This window comes from Limnohabitans sp., assembly GCF_040401135.1.
Classification (GTDB): Bacteria; Pseudomonadota; Gammaproteobacteria; order Burkholderiales; family Burkholderiaceae_C; genus Limnohabitans.
The window spans coordinates 151,920-169,634 of the sequence record NZ_JBBAOV010000001.1; the positions used below are offsets into that span (position 1 = coordinate 151,920).

The 17,715-nt window shown below is 51.3% G+C and carries 17 protein-coding genes; 10 read left to right on the forward strand and 7 right to left on the reverse strand.

Translation table 11 applies throughout. From position 1 onward, the window contains the following. On the forward strand, positions 1–348 hold the full coding sequence (locus ABWP81_RS00755; protein ID WP_353138263.1) for a hypothetical protein: 348 nt from the start codon (positions 1–3) through the stop codon (positions 346–348). A 107-nt stretch (positions 349–455) separates the two neighbouring features. Further along, complete coding sequence (locus ABWP81_RS00760) at positions 456–893, forward strand: CBS domain-containing protein (RefSeq protein WP_353138266.1); 438 nt, start codon at positions 456–458, stop codon at positions 891–893. Positions 894–924: 31 nt separating this feature from the next. On the opposite strand, the gene ABWP81_RS00765 is transcribed toward ABWP81_RS00760, so the two are convergent. Both ABWP81_RS00765 and mltB read right to left on the reverse strand, forming a co-directional pair. Beyond that, the gene (locus ABWP81_RS00765) at positions 925–1,146 is read right to left on the reverse strand and encodes a TIGR02450 family Trp-rich protein (RefSeq protein WP_353138269.1); all 222 of its coding nucleotides are present in this window, start codon (positions 1,144–1,146) and stop codon (positions 925–927) included. Between the two features lie 22 nt (positions 1,147–1,168). Beyond that, complete coding sequence (mltB, locus tag ABWP81_RS00770) at positions 1,169–2,296, reverse strand: lytic murein transglycosylase B (RefSeq protein ID WP_353138272.1); 1,128 nt, start codon at positions 2,294–2,296, stop codon at positions 1,169–1,171. A 96-nt stretch (positions 2,297–2,392) separates the two neighbouring features. Here mltB and ABWP81_RS00775 point away from each other — a divergent pair, with 96 nt between their 5' ends. The 8 genes from ABWP81_RS00775 (at position 2,393) to ABWP81_RS00810 (ending at position 10,090) form a co-directional block, all read left to right on the forward strand. After that, positions 2,393–3,346 (forward strand): histone deacetylase family protein, encoded by a 954-nt coding sequence (locus ABWP81_RS00775; protein ID WP_353133946.1) that lies wholly within the window; start codon positions 2,393–2,395, stop codon positions 3,344–3,346. Positions 3,347–3,497: 151 nt separating this feature from the next. Then, positions 3,498–4,247, forward strand: coding sequence for an electron transfer flavoprotein subunit beta/FixA family protein (locus ABWP81_RS00780; protein ID WP_353133949.1), 750 nt, complete (start codon positions 3,498–3,500; stop codon positions 4,245–4,247). Positions 4,248–4,273: 26 nt separating this feature from the next. Beyond that, positions 4,274–5,218, forward strand: coding sequence for an electron transfer flavoprotein subunit alpha/FixB family protein (locus ABWP81_RS00785; protein WP_353138275.1), 945 nt, complete (start codon positions 4,274–4,276; stop codon positions 5,216–5,218). Between the two features lie 23 nt (positions 5,219–5,241). Beyond that, complete coding sequence (locus ABWP81_RS00790) at positions 5,242–7,032, forward strand: acyl-CoA dehydrogenase (protein ID WP_353133955.1); 1,791 nt, start codon at positions 5,242–5,244, stop codon at positions 7,030–7,032. Positions 7,033–7,043: 11 nt separating this feature from the next. Then, positions 7,044–7,994 carry an NAD(P)H-dependent flavin oxidoreductase gene (locus ABWP81_RS00795; protein WP_353138278.1) on the forward strand — a complete coding sequence of 317 codons (951 nt, stop codon included), beginning with the start codon at positions 7,044–7,046 and terminating at the stop codon, positions 7,992–7,994. A 159-nt stretch (positions 7,995–8,153) separates the two neighbouring features. After that, positions 8,154–8,582 carry a hypothetical protein gene (locus ABWP81_RS00800; protein ID WP_353138281.1) on the forward strand — a complete coding sequence of 143 codons (429 nt, stop codon included), beginning with the start codon at positions 8,154–8,156 and terminating at the stop codon, positions 8,580–8,582. A gap of 22 nt (positions 8,583–8,604) precedes the next feature. Continuing rightward, on the forward strand, positions 8,605–9,210 hold the full coding sequence (locus ABWP81_RS00805) for a hypothetical protein (RefSeq protein WP_353138284.1): 606 nt from the start codon (positions 8,605–8,607) through the stop codon (positions 9,208–9,210). A 28-nt stretch (positions 9,211–9,238) separates the two neighbouring features. Further along, complete coding sequence (locus tag ABWP81_RS00810; protein WP_353138287.1) at positions 9,239–10,090, forward strand: MlaD family protein; 852 nt, start codon at positions 9,239–9,241, stop codon at positions 10,088–10,090. Between the two features lie 3 nt (positions 10,091–10,093). On the opposite strand, the gene ABWP81_RS00815 is transcribed toward ABWP81_RS00810, so the two are convergent. The 5 genes from ABWP81_RS00815 to ABWP81_RS00835 all read right to left on the reverse strand — a co-directional run bounded on the left by ABWP81_RS00815 (position 10,094) and on the right by ABWP81_RS00835 (position 17,682). Next, positions 10,094–11,893, reverse strand: a complete 1,800-nt coding sequence (locus ABWP81_RS00815) for a DUF4384 domain-containing protein (RefSeq protein ID WP_353138290.1) — start codon at positions 11,891–11,893, stop codon at positions 10,094–10,096. 123 nt (positions 11,894–12,016) lie between these two features. Next, positions 12,017–12,565, reverse strand: a complete 549-nt coding sequence (locus ABWP81_RS00820) for an OmpA family protein (protein WP_353138293.1) — start codon at positions 12,563–12,565, stop codon at positions 12,017–12,019. Next, positions 12,537–14,132: a CHASE2 domain-containing protein gene (locus ABWP81_RS00825; RefSeq protein WP_353138296.1), complete on the reverse strand. Its 1,596-nt coding sequence runs from the start codon at positions 14,130–14,132 to the stop codon at positions 12,537–12,539. Before ABWP81_RS00825 ends, ABWP81_RS00820 begins: the two co-directional genes overlap by 29 nt. Positions 14,133–14,153: 21 nt before the next feature. Then, a complete protein-coding gene (locus ABWP81_RS00830; protein ID WP_353138299.1) occupies positions 14,154–16,019 on the reverse strand; it encodes a CHAT domain-containing protein in 1,866 nt (621 codons plus the stop codon). Between the two features lie 1,219 nt (positions 16,020–17,238). Further along, the gene (locus ABWP81_RS00835) at positions 17,239–17,682 is read right to left on the reverse strand and encodes a universal stress protein (RefSeq protein WP_353135348.1); all 444 of its coding nucleotides are present in this window, start codon (positions 17,680–17,682) and stop codon (positions 17,239–17,241) included. Positions 17,683–17,715 lie beyond the last annotated feature (33 nt).

Genomic DNA, 17,715 nt, shown 5'->3' on the forward strand with positions numbered 1-17,715 from the left:
ATGGCTTTTCTCACGCGTTTTTTACTCACTTTGATCGGCATGGCTTTCGCTCTATTGTTCACTTTGGGCGTGCTGTGTTGGCTTGCCTTGTATGTGACATTTGCCTCTGTGCGTTGGCTGGTCACGGGTCAAAAGCCACAAGTGGTGATGATGTGGCAGCAAATAAAAGCTTTCCGTAAAGGCATGCAGCCAGGTCAAAGCGCCCGCTGGTCTGGGGGTGCTCCCAGCAGCGAGGGACAACGGCGTGAAGAGCAGGGGCACGTACAGCGTCCGAACGCCAAGTTAGATGTGATTGAAGATGTGGTGGTGCGTGAAATTCCCGACAAGCGGGAACGGCCTAAAGATTGAGTGTCTACGTTCCAGTTAATATTAAGCAAGCTGGACAGGGCAACTGGGTCAGGGCCCAATTGATTAGGCTAAAGCTAAAAGGAATTGAGTTTTTAAGGCGGATTTGCATGACTACTGTAAAAAAAATTATTGATCAAAAAGCAAGCACCATTTTTTCTGTTCGATCGTCTGACCCCGTAGACATTGCCTTAAAAATCATGCGCGATCACCGCGTTCGGTCTGTCTTAGTCATTGATGAAAGCGAACTGAAGGGCATTGTTTCTCAGGGCGATTGCGCCATCAAAGTGTTGTTGCCCCATCACAATCCCGCGCAGGTTGCGGTCTCAACAATCATGACACCTAACCCGCTGACGGTGGCACTTTCGAACTCATTAGATGAGTGCATGGCGATCATGGTTCACAAGCACATCAGGCACTTGCCAGTTCTTGAAGCAAACAAGGTGGTTGGCGTCATATCAGTGGGAGACCTTGTTAAAAATATCATTGAACTTCAGGGCAGCCAGATCAAGTTTCTTGAAACTTATATCAAAGGTCATGGCGTCTGATCGTATTCAATCTGACTAACTCGCATCCCTGTCAAACCCATCCTTGAAGCCAGACCGCATCGTTTTTTAAATCACTCCACGCAATGACCTGAGTGACTTTCGTTAGCACCGCTTCTATTTCCACCAACTCAATCGGATCTTCGGGCAAAGCCGGTTGAATCACTCGGCTGACCAAAAAGTGCTTTTGTTTGGCCACGGGCTTGACCGCCGTCCATTTGGTTAAGTGCAGTTTTTTGGGGTTCAGCGGGTTCACGGGTTTTGGCTCATTCAGCGGCTCACCGCGCGTTGGATTGCGGAAAGGTCAAAGCTCGATTTGCTTTCACAGCTTGTCCCAATTCAATGACAGCCAGCGCGTAGTAGCTGCTCCAGTTGTAGCGGGTCACTACGTAAAAGTTATCAGTGCCCGCTACGTAACTGGGTGCGTCGTCGCCGTTGAACAATTCAACCAAAGCCAGTGGCCCGATGTGTTTTTGCGCTTGCTCGTCCAGCACCGCACCTTTGGCGGTGAAGTTGCTGACGCTGAAAGACGGCAAGATGTCAGGGGCCAAAAGGGTGGGTTTGTCTAAGCGCGTTTCGTCAAAACCCACGGGGTAGTGGGTGGGCATACCGGTTTGCCAGCCGAAGGCTTTGAAGTAATTGGCCACTGAGCCTATGGCGTCCACGGGGTTGTTGCGAAGGTCAATGCGACCATCGCCATCAAAGTCCACCGCAAATTTGGCGGTGCTTGATGGCATGAACTGCGGCCAACCCATGGCACCCGCAAAGCTGCCTTTGGCGCTGGCATCGCCTTGGTTGTGGGCTTGCGCCAAGAAGTGTCCCAGCTCAGATTTGAAAAAAGCTTGGCGCTCTGCTGCGCGTGGGTGTGCCGACGGGAAGTTGAGGGTGAGCGTGGTTAAGGCATCGAGTACGCGGTAGTTGCCCATGTTTTGGCCGTAGAAGGTTTCTACGCCAATGACGCCCACAATCATTTCGGCGGGCACGCCGAAGGTTTGCTCGGCACGGGCGAGGGCGCTTTGGTGGGTTTGCCAAAACTCGGTTCCCGCGTCGATGCGTCGGCTCTCGATGAATCGTTCGCGGTAGACACGCCAATTTTTGGCGGTGGGCACACTGGGCGGTAACACCATCTTTGGCACGCTTTTGAGGCGCTGCGCTTTGCTGATTTGCTCGCGCACCCACACTTTGGGCAGGCTGTATTGTTGGGCTAGTTCGTCGGCCAGTGCAATGACCTCTGAGGTTTTACCGTAGGCTGGGCCTTTGGTCGATGCTTTGTGGGTGGCCGCTTTGAGCGAAGCAGTTTTGTGTGCTTTCGGATGAGATTTTGTTGATGCGTGAGTCGTAAATGCGGCCAACAGTAACAACGCAGCGGTAATTTGACGCAGCGCAAGGTTCGGCTGCAAAGCCATGTAAAACGGGGTTGTTTGTGTTTTCACGCAGTATCAACAAGGGGAAAGGCTGGGCCTCCATGTTAAGCTGACTTCCAGAAGATAGAGGCAGACAAGATGAGTAAAACAGGCTATTACACGCATTCCTTTTGCACGAAGCACGAGATGGGCGAGGGGCACCCTGAGTGCCCCGAAAGACTCAGCGCCATCCACGACCGTTTGCTCATCAGCGGTGTCGATGTGGGCCTCACCGCCATTGAGGCGCCAGAAGCGCCGCTGGCCGATATCGAGCTGGCACATGACCGTATGTATATTGCGTCCTTGCGTGGCCTGTCTGAACAACTGGTGGAAGACATGGCCGCAGGCGGGCCTAGTTATGACCACTTGGACTCGGACACCAAAATCAATAGCTTCACTTGGAAAGCGGCCTTAGCTTCTGCGGGTGCAGCTGTAGCGGCCACCGATGCGGTGATTGCGGGTGAACTGGCCAACGCATTTTGTGCCATTCGCCCACCCGGCCACCATGCCTCGCGCAACAAAGCGGCGGGCTTTTGTTTTTTTAACAACATCGCCATTGCAGCCAAGTACGCCCTAGAGCGCCATGGCTTGAAGCGCGTGGCGGTGGTCGATTTTGATGTGCACCATGGCAACGGTACCGAGGACATCTTGAGTGGTGATGATCGCGTTTTGATGGTTAGCTTTTTCCAACATCCTTTCTATCCACACAGTGGAACCGAGCACCCTGCTACCAATATGGTCAACATTCCCGTGCCTGCCTACACCAAGGGCAAGGAAATCCGCGAGTTGATCGAAACGCATTGGGTGCCCCGTTTAGAAGAATTCAAACCCGAAATGATTTTTATCAGCGCAGGTTTTGATGCGCATCGTGAAGACGATATGGGCCAGATGGGCTTGACCGAGCAAGACTATGCGTGGATCACCCATCGATTGCGTGACATCGCAGCGCGTCATTCGCAAGGGCGCATCGTGTCGTGTTTAGAAGGCGGCTACGATTTAAGCTCGCTGAGTCGAAGCGTTGAAGCACATGTGCGTGTGTTGGCAGATATTTGACGCCTCAACGCTGAACGCTATAAAAGCTTATTTTTATAGGGTCTTCCCTGAAAAAGCACGGTCGTTCGATCATGTGTCTGCTTTCATCTCTACAATGTGACGTTTACGTAAACGTCAATCTGTTTAATTCTAAAAAATTGGAGCTTTTGCCATGAAAGTTTTGGTCGCTGTCAAACGCGTGGTGGACTACAACGTCAAGGTCCGCGTCAAGTCGGACAACTCGGGCGTCGACATTGCGAACGTCAAGATGAGCATGAACCCCTTTGACGAAATTGCGGTGGAAGAAGCCGTGCGCCTTAAAGAGAAGGGCGTGGTGACCGAGGTGATCGTCGTCTCTTGTGGCGTAACCCAATGCCAAGAAACCTTGCGCACTGCGATGGCTATTGGTGCAGACCGAGGCATCTTGGTCGAGACCGCTGAAGAGTTGCAGCCCTTGGCAGTGGCCAAGCTTCTCAAAGCTTTGGTGGACAAAGAGCAGCCTGGCTTGGTGATTCTGGGTAAACAAGCAATTGACGACGACTGCAACCAAACCGGCCAAATGTTGGCGGCTTTGGCAGACATGCCGCAAGCCACCTTTGCCTCGAAGGTTGAGCTGACGGCTGACAAAGCCAGCGTGACTCGCGAAGTGGATGGCGGATTAGAAACAATTTCTGTCAGCCTACCCGCTGTCATCACCACCGACTTGCGCTTGAACGAGCCCCGCTACGTCACTTTGCCCAACATCATGAAGGCCAAGAAAAAACAACTCGATGTGTTCAAGCCTGAAGACCTCGGCGTGGATGTGACTCCTCGCATCAAAACCCTCAAAGTCATGGAGCCTGCCAAACGCAGCGCCGGCATCAAGGTGCCAGACGTTGCCACTTTGGTGGACAAGCTTAAGAACGTGGCCAAGGTCATTTAAAGAACACAAGTGCAGGACATACGAACATGACATCCCTCGTTATTGCAGAACACGACAACGCATCCATCAAGCCCGCCACACTGAACACCGTGACAGCCGCCGCCGCCATTGGCGCTGAAGTGCATGTGCTGGTGGCTGGCCACAACGCTGGTGCCGCCGCAGCTGCTGCTGTGCAAATCGCTGGTGTAAGCAAAGTGATTCACGCTGATGGCGCAACGCTTGAGGCGGGTTTGGCTGAGAACATGGCCGCGCAGGTGTTGTCACTTATTGCCAACTCAGCGGGCAACTACACCCACATCTTGTTCCCCGCCACAGCCAACGGCAAAAACGTGGCACCTCGCGTGGCAGCCAAATTGGACGTGGGCCAAATCAGCGACATCACCCAGGTGGACAGCCCAGACACCTTTGAGCGCCCCATCTACGCAGGTAATGCAGTTGCCACCGTCCAATCGATCGATGCTGTGAAAGTCATCACCGTGCGTACGACTGGTTTTGACGCAGCTGCCGCCACTGGGGGGTCAGCCGTTTTAGAAATAGTGGCTGCCTCAGTCGATTCAGGCAAGAGCAGTTTTGTGGGCCGCGAAGTCACCAAGAACGACCGTCCAGAGCTGACCGCAGCAAAGATCATCGTCTCAGGTGGCCGTGCATTGGGCAGCTCAGAGAAGTTTGATGAAATCATGGTTCCGCTGGCCGACAAGCTCGGTGCTGCCATTGGTGCCAGCCGCGCTGCGGTGGACGCAGGCTATGCCGCCAACGATTTGCAAGTGGGTCAAACCGGCAAGATCGTGGCGCCGCAGTTGTATGTGGCGTGCGGCATCAGCGGTGCGATTCAGCACTTGGCCGGTATGAAAGACAGCAAGGTCATCGTGGCCATCAACAAAGACCCAGAGGCGCCGATCTTCAGCGTGGCCGACTTCGGTTTGGAAGCTGACCTGTTTGTGGCTGTGCCAGAGTTGGTCGCAGCGCTTTAATCCCTATTTGACAAGGCAACCTTATGAGCTACATCGCCCCCATCAAAGACATGGTGTTCAACATGGAGCACTTGGCAGGCCTTGAACAAGTGGCCCAAATTCCTGCGTTCGAAGACATGGGTGTGGAAACAGCCCAAGCCGTTCTTGAAGAATGTGCCAAGTTGAACGAGTCTGTGCTCGTGCCTTTGAACTGGGAAGGCGACAAGAACCCATCGTTCTTCAAAGACGGTCACGTCACCACCACGTCCGGTTTTAAAGAGGCATATCAGCAGTATTGCGAAGGCGGCTGGCAAAGTCTGCAGCACCCTGCCGACTTTGGCGGCCAAGGCTTGCCCAAGACCATTGGCGCTGCGTGCGGCGAAATGCTCAACTCGGCCAACATGAGCTTTGCCCTGTGCCCCATGTTGACCGACGGTGCGATTGAGGCCTTGCTGACGGCTGGCTCTGACGAATTGAAAGCCACTTATCTCCACAAGCTCATCTCTGGTGAGTGGACCGGCACGATGAACTTGACCGAACCACAAGCAGGATCAGACTTGGCCGCTGTGCGCACCCGCGCCGAACCACAGCCAGACGGTACCTACAAAGTGTTTGGCACCAAGATTTACATCACCTACGGTGAGCACGACATGGCCGAGAACATCGTCCACCTCGTGTTGGCCCGCGTGCAAGGTGCGCCCGAAGGCGTGAAGGGCATCAGCCTTTTTGTGGTGCCAAAGTTCATGGTGAACAAAGACGGCTCTTTGGGCGCTCGCAACGATGTGCACTGCGTGAGCATCGAGCACAAGATGGGCATCAAAGCTAGCCCCACAGCGGTGTTGCAGTATGGCGATCATGGTGGTGCGGTGGGCTTCCTAGTCGGTGAAGAAAACCGTGGCCTCGAATACATGTTCATCATGATGAACGCCGCGCGTTACGCCGTGGGCGTGCAAGGCGTTGCCATTGCCGAGCGTGCTTACCAAAAAGCGGTGGCCTTCTCACGCGACCGAGTGCAAAGCCGCCCAGTCGATGGCAGCATGAAAACCAGCGCGCCCATCATTCACCACCCCGATGTGCGCCGCATGTTGATGACCATGCGCGCTTACACCGAAGGTTGCCGCGCGATGGCGACAGTGGCTGCTGCTGCATACGACGCGTCTCACCATCACCCCGATGCCGACACGCGCAAAGACAACTTGGCCTTCTATGAGTTCTTGGTGCCACTGGTCAAAGGCTTCAGCACCGAAATGAGTTTGGAAGTGACCAGCCTAGGTGTGCAGGTGCACGGCGGCATGGGCTTCATTGAAGAAACCGGTGCTGCGCAGTACTACCGCGACGCCAAAATTTTGACCATCTATGAAGGTACCACCGCCATTCAAGCCAACGACTTGATTGGTCGCAAGACAGGCCGCGATGGTGGCCAAACTGCCAAAGGCATTGCGGCGCAAATTGCCAACACCGAAACCGACTTGTTTAAGAGTGGCAGCGCCAACGCCAAGGCAGTGGCTGAGCGCTTGAAGGCGGCGCGTGAAGCCTTTTTGAATGTGGTCGACTTCGTGGTGTCCGGCGCTAAAGCCAGCCCCAATGCCGTGTTTGCTGGTAGCGTGCCTTACCTCATGCTCACGGGTAATTTGGTGGCAGGCTGGCAAATGGGCCGAGCCTTGTTGGTGGCCGAGGCTGAGTTGGCCAAAGGCAATGAGGCCGTGTTCATGCAATCCAAAATCACCACTGCCCGTTTCTATGCAGACCACATCCTGACCCAAGTGCCAGGCATGCGCGACAGCATTGTGGACGGCGCGGACAGTGTGACTGAGTTGGCGCTGGACGCGTTTTAAAAAGGTTTGTTATGTCGCGTTTACCTCCGGTGTTGCAATCGCTCAAGTTCCCCGTTATTGCTTCGCCTTTGTTCATCATCAGCAACCCCAAGTTGTTGATTGCACAGTGCAAAGCGGGCGTGGTGGGCTCTATGCCAGCGCTGAACGCGCGTCCCGCTGAGCAGCTCGAAGAGTGGTTGATTGAAATCACCGAAGCGTTGGCTGCGCACGACCGCGATCACCCAGACCATCCGGCAGCACCTTTTGCTATCAACCAAATCGTGCATAAAAGCAATGACCGTTTAGAGCACGACATGGCGCTGTGTGTGAAGTTCAAGGTGCCCATCATCATCACTTCGCTGGGTGCGCGTGAAGATGTGAATGCGGCCGCCCACAGCTACGGCGGCATTGTGTTGCACGACATCATCAACAACAAATTTGCCAAGAAGGCGATTGAAAAGGGCGCTGACGGCCTGATCGCAGTCGCCGCTGGCGCTGGCGGTCATGCAGGGGTAAAGAGTCCGTTTGCTTTGATCCAAGAAATTCGTGAATGGTTTGATGGCCCTGTGGCTTTGAGCGGCTCAATCGCCACGGGTGGCGCGGTGCTGGCCGCGCAAGCCATGGGCGCTGACTTTGCCTACATAGGCTCAGCCTTTATTGCGACCGACGAGGCGCGTGCAGCTGAGGACTACAAACAAGCCGTGGTGGACGGCACATCGGACGACATTGTGTTGAGTAATTTGTTCACGGGTGTGCACGGCAACTACTTGGCGCCGTCCATCCGTAAAGCGGGCTTAGATCCCGAACATTTGCCAGAGAGCGACCCCAGTCAAATGAACTTTGGCGGCGCCGCGCAAAAAGCTTGGAAAGATATTTGGGGTTGCGGCCAAGGTATTGGCGCAGTCAAAGCAGTGGTCCCGACGGCTGAGTTGGTGCTAAGACTCAAACGTGAGTACGATGCGGCAAAGCTCGCGATTGCTTGAGCTTTTGCGGGTAAAAATTGCGTTTCATACATTGATGTTAGATTTGGCAATCTTCTATTAATGCAGAGGCTTTTTATGAATTACCAAAGCGCCCTTAAGTTCAGCGTTTTATTTTTGTTAGGTAGTTTGGCAGCTTGCCAAACAGACACCACGACTCCCTTGACCACCTCTGCAGCTAATCACTCAGAGTCAGTCAAGCAAGAGGTCATGTTTATTGATATTAAAAAATTTGATCAAGACCTGTATCGTGCGCTCCATACATCTGAGCCTGAGATCAAAGTTGTGATGTACGAAAAGGTAAGCCCCAACAGCACGCCAGATCGGCTGCAAAAATGGCTCAATGCGGTTGAAAAAAACGGAGGTAAAGTTGAAATTGAGCCACCGCCGAATGAGTTGGTCCCGAAGAACCCCTTGGCATTGATTGGCTTGATGGGCGGCCTTTGGGATGCGATTAAAGCAGTTAGCGATTTTCGTGATTCAGAAATGACGCGTGCCGTGAAAGGCCGAGATGCAATCATCAGTCTAGAGCGCAATGCGCGCGGTGAGGTGGTCGTTGGCAAGCTCACCTTCAAGAAAAAAGTGAACTAACGCTACTTTAGATATCTATCGCATGCGTTTAATCTTCCATTCCGCTGAGACACTGGCGCGAGGTTGCGGTTGGTTTGCATTGGTTGTGGGAACTGGCATTGGATATGTCTTTGGACTTTTGTCCCAACAAAGTACAGCCATTGATCAAACGTTTGTTCACCAACTCATTACCTATTCTTTGTTTGGACACATCCCAACTTTTTTTGTGTCTTTGTTCATTTTGCTGAGGGTTGGCTTCCAACTCTCAACGGATGCAGAGGTCAGGGCTGAATGGACGCAAGGGCATCAAGCGGTTTCTTTTGCCTTGGCTTGCGCGCTCGTTTGTTTGATTGGGTGGGCCTGGTTTTTTGTGGCCGTGATGTTTGGATTTTGGCTAGGGCTTATGCAAGCCCTCAGTGGATTCGCACATCCAGTGTGGGACGCTTATTGGATGGATTTTGATCTGTTCAACTTGTTGCATGCGGTATTAAGAATGGCCGTGTTAGCCATAGTCTTGAGTGTCATGACTTTTATCGAAACAAGTCTTTTGAAAAGCCGTCCTGATCAGCTTTACATGTTGATGTCCCGTTTCACGACCTTAGGTTTTGCAGTCATTGTTGCTGTGGAACTGACAGATATGTTGATTTAGATATAGATGGTGTGTATGGAGTTAAAAAATGACTAATAGTTTTCGCTGGCGCATGACGCTAACCATAGTTGGCATGGTTTTGGTCGTTGGCTATTTGATTAATTTAAAAGGCATGTTTGAATCAAAATTAATTTTGCGAGCAGACGTCGAGTCAGCCTCCGGACTTTTTGAAGGTATGAAAGTGACTTACAAGGGTTTTGAGCTTGGAAGGTTGACTCAGCTTGAACTTTTGCCAACAGGCAAGGTTGACAGCACTTTGCAAATCCATCACAAGCATGCTGGTTTTATGACGCAGGGTTCTGTCTTAAAGATTTCCAAGGAAAAAATTGTCACAACTGAACTGGTTTTGATCAGGGATGAAAGCAACCAGGCAGCTTTGCGGTCGATGGATCAGATCCACATCATCAAAGATGATGTGACTGCTGATGTCACGAAAAGACTTGATCCCTTGCTCCAAAAAGTTCAGCTGTTATTGAATCAATTGTCAGATCCTGCCAATGGCATTCAAGCTAGCTTGGGTCAGTCGAGAGAGGTCATGCAGCAAACGGTTCACACACTTGAAGTGACCAGCCGCGCCATGCAACAGTTAAGCGATGATAAAAAAGGTTTGCCAGCCGTTCTTGGTCAAACGCTTCAATCCTTAGAACAGACAAACCGCACCATGCAGCAGTTGGGGGATGAAAAGAAAGGCTTACCGGCGGTGCTTGGTCAGACGAGAGACACGATGATGGAACTTGAAAAGTCGTTGGTGCAGACGCAGAAGACTTTAGGCGGTGCAAACCGGTTGATCGAGAACGTGGACGGATCGCTTCAAGATATCAGGTCTGCACCCATCTACAAATGGTTGGTCCCAATTAATGCAAACGCGACCAAGCCTTGAGGATTATTTAGCTTCCACCTCTTCAATTTCAACAAGAGCTGAGGCAAATCCATCAGAGCAATCTTGGCCCACCAATAAATTGCGCTTCGCCCCGCCTGTCTGGCAGGCTTGTTGGTCTTGATTTTCTGAATTGGCGAGTAACCACTGCAGTTTGCTTTTACCTTCTGTATTGAGCAGTGTTTTCAGAAACGGACCTGCTTTTTCTCCGTCCAATTGCGACAAGTCTCGCGGCGAGTCTGAGACCAACACCAGCACCGTATTGACACCTTTGGGCCCGGCTGCCGTGATTCTCCAGCCTGATTTTGGTAACTCGATGGTTTGGTTTGCTTCGATGCGGTTGTTTCCATCCAAGCTGTTAGGAAAGAGTAAATAAAGGCTTTTCTGATCAGACCCAGCCAGCGCCACATAGACGTAACCAGCTCGTTCAGACTTAACGCTCAATCGCAACGGGTCTTGCAAGATACGCATCCGCTTTGGATTGGCTAATGCGCTTAATGTGCGTGACGCATCCCGTTGAGCATGAATTTGTGCCAACAAATCACGTGGTTTGACGGCCTGCAATGTGGGTTGCGGGAGGCTTGGCGTTGCAGATGGAGCAACTAGAGCAGTGGCTGGTGTGTCGTTCGCAAGTGGCGCATTTGCAGAAGTGGGCTGCGCTGTTTGCAATGGTACGACGGGTTCAGGGGCAATCGATGCGACTTGGAAGGATGGGATAAATGCTTTGTTCCCACCAATGGTCATGTTCTGTCCCAAGATATCTGGCTGATTGGCAAGGGATTGAGTCAAGTTAACTTGGGCACAGCTAGTGATCTCTTCAACGCTCAGACTGCCGCTTTGATCTAAATCCTTGGCCTTGCCCAACATGCAATCGCGCCAAGCAACTGTGGCCATACCACCGGTCAATGGGTTGTCAAATGAAACCTCATCAGGACGAGAAGCTGCAATGGAAACAATATTTTCTGGAAAAATTCCTTTGCTGCCAAGCTCGGTACTGATGGAGCGTGTGCGCATATTCGACGGTTTCGCGCATGCTTCTAGGCTGAGGTTGCTGAACTTTGGCGTCAGCGAAGTACCAGCAAGATTAATTGATCTTGTTCGAAGGGGTTGATTGGCAATGCCCCCCGAGTGACAAGAGTCATAAAACACCATTAATTTGTCTGTTTTCTTGGCGATTGGCGACAACAGGTCACTCATCTCAATGTTGGTGACGGCGAAGCCATCGCTCGCGAGCAAGCCTTCCATGCACTGGCCGTTGTTGTTTCTTGATGTATCTAGCCAACGTGTGCCATGTCCGGAGTAGTAAACAAACACGCGATCGCCTGGACGGACCCGAGCATCGAGGTCTTGAATGCCACGTCGAATTTCAGAGGCAGTGGCTTTGCTATCTCTGAGGTAGGTGATGTTTTCTTCAGGAATAGACATGGCTTGCGAAATCACTCTGGCGCTTTGCATGTCATGCGTAACGCCTTTGAGTGGTGTGACACCGTTCACGCTGTACTCGCCAATTCCAATGATGAGTGCATGACGTGAGGCTTTGGGTACAGACCTGATGCCCGTGGTGACCATGCTGTTGTTGTTACCTGAACGACCAGAATCAAGGCTGGATGCTGTGGCTATTTGAGCTGTATTGCTGCCTTTGACTGCCAAGGCGCGGACCCAACCTGTTTTATCGCCCGACTTTATTTGTACCCATCCTGCCTCAATCTTGATGCTCTCTACTGTTTGGCCTGCACTCAGTTGAGCCAAGCTGGAAGCGTCAATATAACGATCCGCCTTGAGCTCAGTTGCGCGAAGCACAGTCATGGGCTCTGCAGCGGCGTGAACACTGGCAAAGATCCAAGCACTGATAAGCAGCAACTGAGCCAAACGTGGCGATTTGAAGTTGGCGAAGTAGGGGTACATGTGAAAGTCTCAGTTGCGCGGAAATTAAGGGTTCAGCGTGATGATCTTGACGCGACGGTTCTCTGCTGCAAATCGATCATCCACATTGGCAAGCTCTGTGTCGCCTTTGCCTTGAGATCGGATACGTTTGGCTGCTACACCTTGCTTTTCAAGGTAAGTCTTCACACTTGCCGCACGCTGGTTGGACAGCTTCATGTTGTAGTCTGGGGTGCCTTTGCCATCTGTGTGGCCTTCAATCATGAACTCAAGTGTGGCCAGTTGATCTGACTTCAGAGCTTTTGCAAGCGAGCCAAGCGTTTCTGCACTTTCTGTGGAGATATCTGCAGAATTGAATTTGAATCCAATGGTTAGCGAGACAAATTTTTGTGCTGCGCTTGCGTCTTGGCCAGTTTGCTCAACTTGCAAATTGCGCAAACCCCGCGTTTTAACTTTCGCGCCCTCATCTGGTTTCAGGGCCTCAATGATGCGTTTGGTCTCTGTTTCGTTGGCAGTCGCAGGAAGCACGAAACAAAATTGAAGTGCAATGAGCGCAATAGCCAAGATGCTATGTTGACGCAATTGAGAGTTTTTCATGAGGTGATCTCCAGTGTTGTTCAGCCATTTGTATGTCGGACCAAATACGATCCCAAAATTTATTGCAGTTTAAAGGTGCAAAGTGACAAGAGTTGACAAACGGATCGGGTGCAGTACCTTGCATGTTGAGTATCAACTCTTTAAGGTCTTGGCTGTCGCCGCTCAAAGCAATATGAATTAGCCCCAAACCCTCATGAGGCAATTGATTGACAACGCCAATGCGAGCAACAGAGAGGTCGTGCTTGCCTTGGCTTAGCTTGTCAATCACAGACTGCATATGCGTTTGTAGGAAATCTACTTTGACAACTGCAGAGCTTCCCCATTGTGTTGAGGATTCATTCAACGTACTTTTTGCGTAAAAGCTTGTACGCCAGTTCAAGTAAACAGCCCAAAAAGTGAAAAAAAGCAAAGCATTGGAGGCCGACTGTGCCAAATCCCAATACACGTTAGTGCCGCTATGCAAGCTTGCAAACCCAATTCCCAAAAAGACGGTTGGCGCAACGGGGGCGGCCCACTTCATTTGGTCTTCTCTGATTTTGGTACTCGCCCACACCACAATGGCCAGACCGATCAACGCGACGAGCAATTGAAGCCAGGCAGAAGCTGTTTTTAAGAAGCTTTGATTTTTGAGGTTATCAATCACATTAGCCAAAATCATCACGCCAGGGTGCGTGGTATCTATCGGGGTGACTTTGACGTCGAAAAGGCTGGTCGCAGTGGAGCCAATGATGACAATCGAATTTTCAAAGCGAGGGTCTTTTTCTTGCCCTTTCATGCTTTGGCTCAGTGCCCACACCTCAGAAAAGGAGATCTGTGTGTAGGCTGCTTTTTCTCTTGTGAAATGAATCAGTTGTCGCGGGTGATCGGGTAGTACCCATCCCAAATCGTTGGCCAAACGTGCAGGCAAAGACCATAGTCGCCACCCCTCTTTCTCCTCCCAAAGGCGGTAGCTACGGTTGACACCATCTTCGTCAGAATAAATGTTGTGAAAGCCCAATCGTTGCGTTTGAACCAGTGCTTCAAAAGCAGGGGCTACGACCGCAAGGGTAGGCGGTGTCTGCGATTTGGACGGGTCAATTAGGCTGGTAAAACCCAGCAATTGGTTAGCAGTGACTTGGCTCAGCGTGTCATTATTGGGGTTGAGTCGAAGGATTGGAAAATAGCTATTGGAACTTTTTTTGATAGCGTCAACGAAGGCGATGTCTGAAGCCGGATTTAAGGTGTCTGGATCAGCAAACAAAATATCAAACACCACCACCTTTGCGCCTTTTTGATTCAACCATTCAAGCGCTCCAGCCAAAGTTTCTCTTGGCCACGGCCAACGTCCGAACTCTCCGCGCATCTTGTCAAGAGAGCGTTCATCAATGTCGACAATGACGATTTGAGGATCAACTTCTGGTCCCCAAACACGTCGCTTGACCAGTTGGTCATAACTTTGCGGATCAAAACCAATGCCACTGTTGAGTTGAACCACCCGAAATACAGACAGCATTGCGATCAAACAAACAATCACCCATCGAACCACAAGGTGGTTTTGCCGTGCCAGATAAAGTTGAAGGGCTTGCAAAATATGGCTATTGAGTAGCGCTTACCGTGCGCCTTCGCCCACCAAGGCATAAGGCGCCCAAAATGTGGGATGCGCGTAAGCCGGGGTTTGCATCAGATGCAACATCGATTGACGGAGTGCTTGTGCACGGCTGATCTGAGGTTGTTTTTTGTAAGCCTCAAACGTGCGTGTGGTGAGTCTCATGGCGCTTTCACTTTCGACCGACCAATGCGTCACCAACAGGCTTCGGCTCCCCGCATAAAAGAATCCCCTAGCCAGACCTGACAAAGCCTCTTCTACCTTGCCGTCAGCCCCCGCTGTGTTGCAAGCAGACAGAACCACCCAGTCTGCATTGAGGCGCAGACCCATCACATCCTCGAGCGTGAGCAGTGGTGAGCTGTTTGGGTCCGTCACAGCCGACATGGCTAAGGCAGGTTGCTCTAATTTAGGAAGGTCGCCGGGGAGCAAGCCGTGCGTTGCAAAGACCACAATTTGTTGGTCATAGAGCTTGGCGTCCTCACTGGCCTTGATCACGGATTCCCGTGTAGCTTGCTCACCTAGAAAAACATCAGTTTTGAGGTCGGCGTTTAGAAGTTTGGCGAGTGACAACACTTCATCACGCGTCTCTGGTAACGGAGGCAAGGAGGCATATTGCAGTTGGTTGACCGAGTTTTTCTCGATGTCCGCATAGGCGGCATGCTGATTCAACATAGCCCTTACCGTTGTCTTGCCGCTGGTGGAGTTTGCATTCACTGCAAAGCTGGGGTCGCCCCAAGCCATCATGGGTTTACTGCCTGAGGGCGTTTTGGCTAGCTCCTTCAGCGCTACCCATGCACTGGATGACGACACATGGCTGATGCCTATGTCTCGAATGAGCCAAGGGGCTTGCGCGTGATCAGTTTTGGCCCAAGCTTGTTTGACCAATACGGCAAAGGGCAGTTGTCCCAGCGCCCCCGAGGTGGCGACGATCAAGTGCTCTTTACCCGACAACATGCCCTCTATCGGGCTGAGCAGTTGTTGGTAGAGCAGGTAAGACTTTTCAAAATTGAACCGAGGAGCTTTGCTGCCTCGGTCTGCCACATCCAAAGTGGTGCGAAGTGCTTTGACAGCTTCAGCAATTTGCTTTTGATTGATCGCACTGCGGTGCAAGCGCGTTTGCCCCGTCTTGTCTATGGCGAAAACATAGGTTTCGTCTTCCATGGGAACAATGCTGACCAAAACCTCTTGACTGCCTAACAGCTGAGCAATGTCTGCGGGTGAAGGGGCTTTGGGTTGCAAAAGTTGGAAATATTCTGGGTACTCTTTTTGTATTTGGGCTTTGTAGCCGCGACGAGTAGTTTCAATCTCTATCACCCGTTGCCGCATGGCGTTGACCACCTCGGGGTTGAGTTTTTGTTGTTGTGACTCGCCTGCCTGCGCCGTGATGTAACCGTACAAGGTTGACAGTTCAGTTTTGGCGTCTTGGTCTAGTCGCGCAACTTGACCTAAGCCTGGTTTTTTGATGGCTGCGCGAGCCGCAGCATCTGAGATAGCTTGCTGAACAGAAGAGACCATCAGGTGGTTTGATGCTGCAAAGGCGAGGGCGGCTGCGTTTGGTTGAGTGGCTTGGTTTTGCGCTAACAAACGAATGTAAGTTTTGTAAATGTCTTGACGAAGCGCCAAACGAAAAGGGGACTCTTCGAATTGGTTTGACAAGCTGTCAGGAGCGCTCAGATTGCGGGTCGCTTGAGCAAGTTCGGTAAGGGCTAATTCTTGGCGTGCAGGATCTTTAGCCAGTGCCATGCCGTAGAGGCCGCGCTTAAAGGCTGTGAAGTAATGTTCAGCGCCGAAGTTGTTGATGGTGAAATTTAAGGAACCTCTGAACAGATTCACCGCATCATTGACGCGTCCATTGTTCAGGAGAGTCAAGCTCCTTAAATCAACCATTCTTGCGATTGGTTTGAGTCGTTCGTTGCTTCCAACAGCTTGGTCAATGCTCTCGAACTCGATCATCGCTTCTTGCCATTTTTTCTGTGCTACAAGATTTTTGTTAATTCGCATTCGTGTCCAGATAGCTTGCGCAGTTCCCTCCGAGAGGCCTGATTTGATCTGGATGTCACGAACTTTATGTGCAAGCCGCAATGCATCGCTGTAGCGGCCCTGAGCAAAATAGAGATCTGAGACCCAACGGTAAACATGAGTCATTTGTTCTTCTGTGAACTGGTATTTTTTGTAAAGGGCTAATGCTTCCCTGAGAGAGTCTTCTGCTTCGTAGACTTTTCCAGCACTTATTTGAGAAACGGCGACTTCTAAAGCAGAGCTTGCGTGCCACGATCTACCATATTGAATCTGTCTGTCTGCGACGAAGTTTTCCCACTTTTTAAGTTCAAACCCTTTGCTTTGAGCTACCTTTGCTTCTGCGATGGAGGCATCAAAATGCCCTTGTCGCATCAATAGTCTGGCCTTGGTTTTGTGATATTCCATTTCTGCGCGCACAGACCAGTAGCCAATAGCGTTATTCCTGTATCTTCCAAAATCCTTAGGGATGATTGCGCCAGCTTCTTCTAGTAAGGCACTTGCCTTTTTTAGCTGGTGCTCCTCAATGAAACCCTCGGCAATGCGAGATCGAATACGAACCATGTGCACCGGATGTTTTTGCTCGCGAAGCACATCTTCCATTAGCGCGAAGCCCTCCGCTGTGTTGCTGGAGTTGGACATCAAAAAAGAGCCTAGAGTCCACTTGGCATCAATGTTTGGCGAAGCAGCAAGCCATGCCCGAAGAACGCGAGCTTGCTCATTCGGGTCGCCTAACTTAAATGCCGCTGCATCTTGATTTTGGTACCACTGGTTGAGCGATTGGGTGGTCAGCCCTTCAGGCTGGGGCTGCTGAAGTAAGGTGCGCAGCGTTTGTGCTTCTGTAGGCGAGATTTTTTGTAGCGTCGTAAGTTCATCTGCAGAGGCTAGGGGGCTGACAAAGACCAAACATAAGCCAGTCAAGTTGACTGTCTTGTACAAACTTCGAAAAAGTCTTGATATCAAATGCATATTCACAGCATACCAAGAACTTTTTATGAAGAGGTGCTGAACACCACGCAAATAAAAAAGCCCAGCTTTGAGCTGGGCTTTTGACAACGCAAGTATTAATAAATCAGCGCAGCACCAACACAGGCAAGTTGGCATGTGTCAAAACCTGCTGTGTTTCGCTGCCCAGCAGCAAACGCTTGATCCCACGTCGACCGTGCGAGGCCATCACGATCAAGTCGGCTTTGTGTTTTTTGGCGGCTGCAATTAAGGCGTCAGACACGATGTCAGATTTCACCACCACCGCTTTGGCGCTTACGCCTTTGGCTTTGGCGGCTTTCAGCACAGAGTCCAACACTTTTTGTGCGCCGTCTGTCCAACCCGCTTCAATTTTTGAAACCTCTTCGGCGCTCAAAGGCAATGAGCCTTCAAAGTAGCTTTGCGGATAGCGAGGTGTTACTTTGACAGCAATCAGTTCAGCGCCGCTGAGCGCAGCCAGTTCAATGGCGCTGGTGATGGCTTTTTTAGACAACGTGGAGCCGTCTGTGGCCACCATAATTCGTTTGTACATAAACTGTTCCTTGTGTTGGTTCGCTTTTCAGCT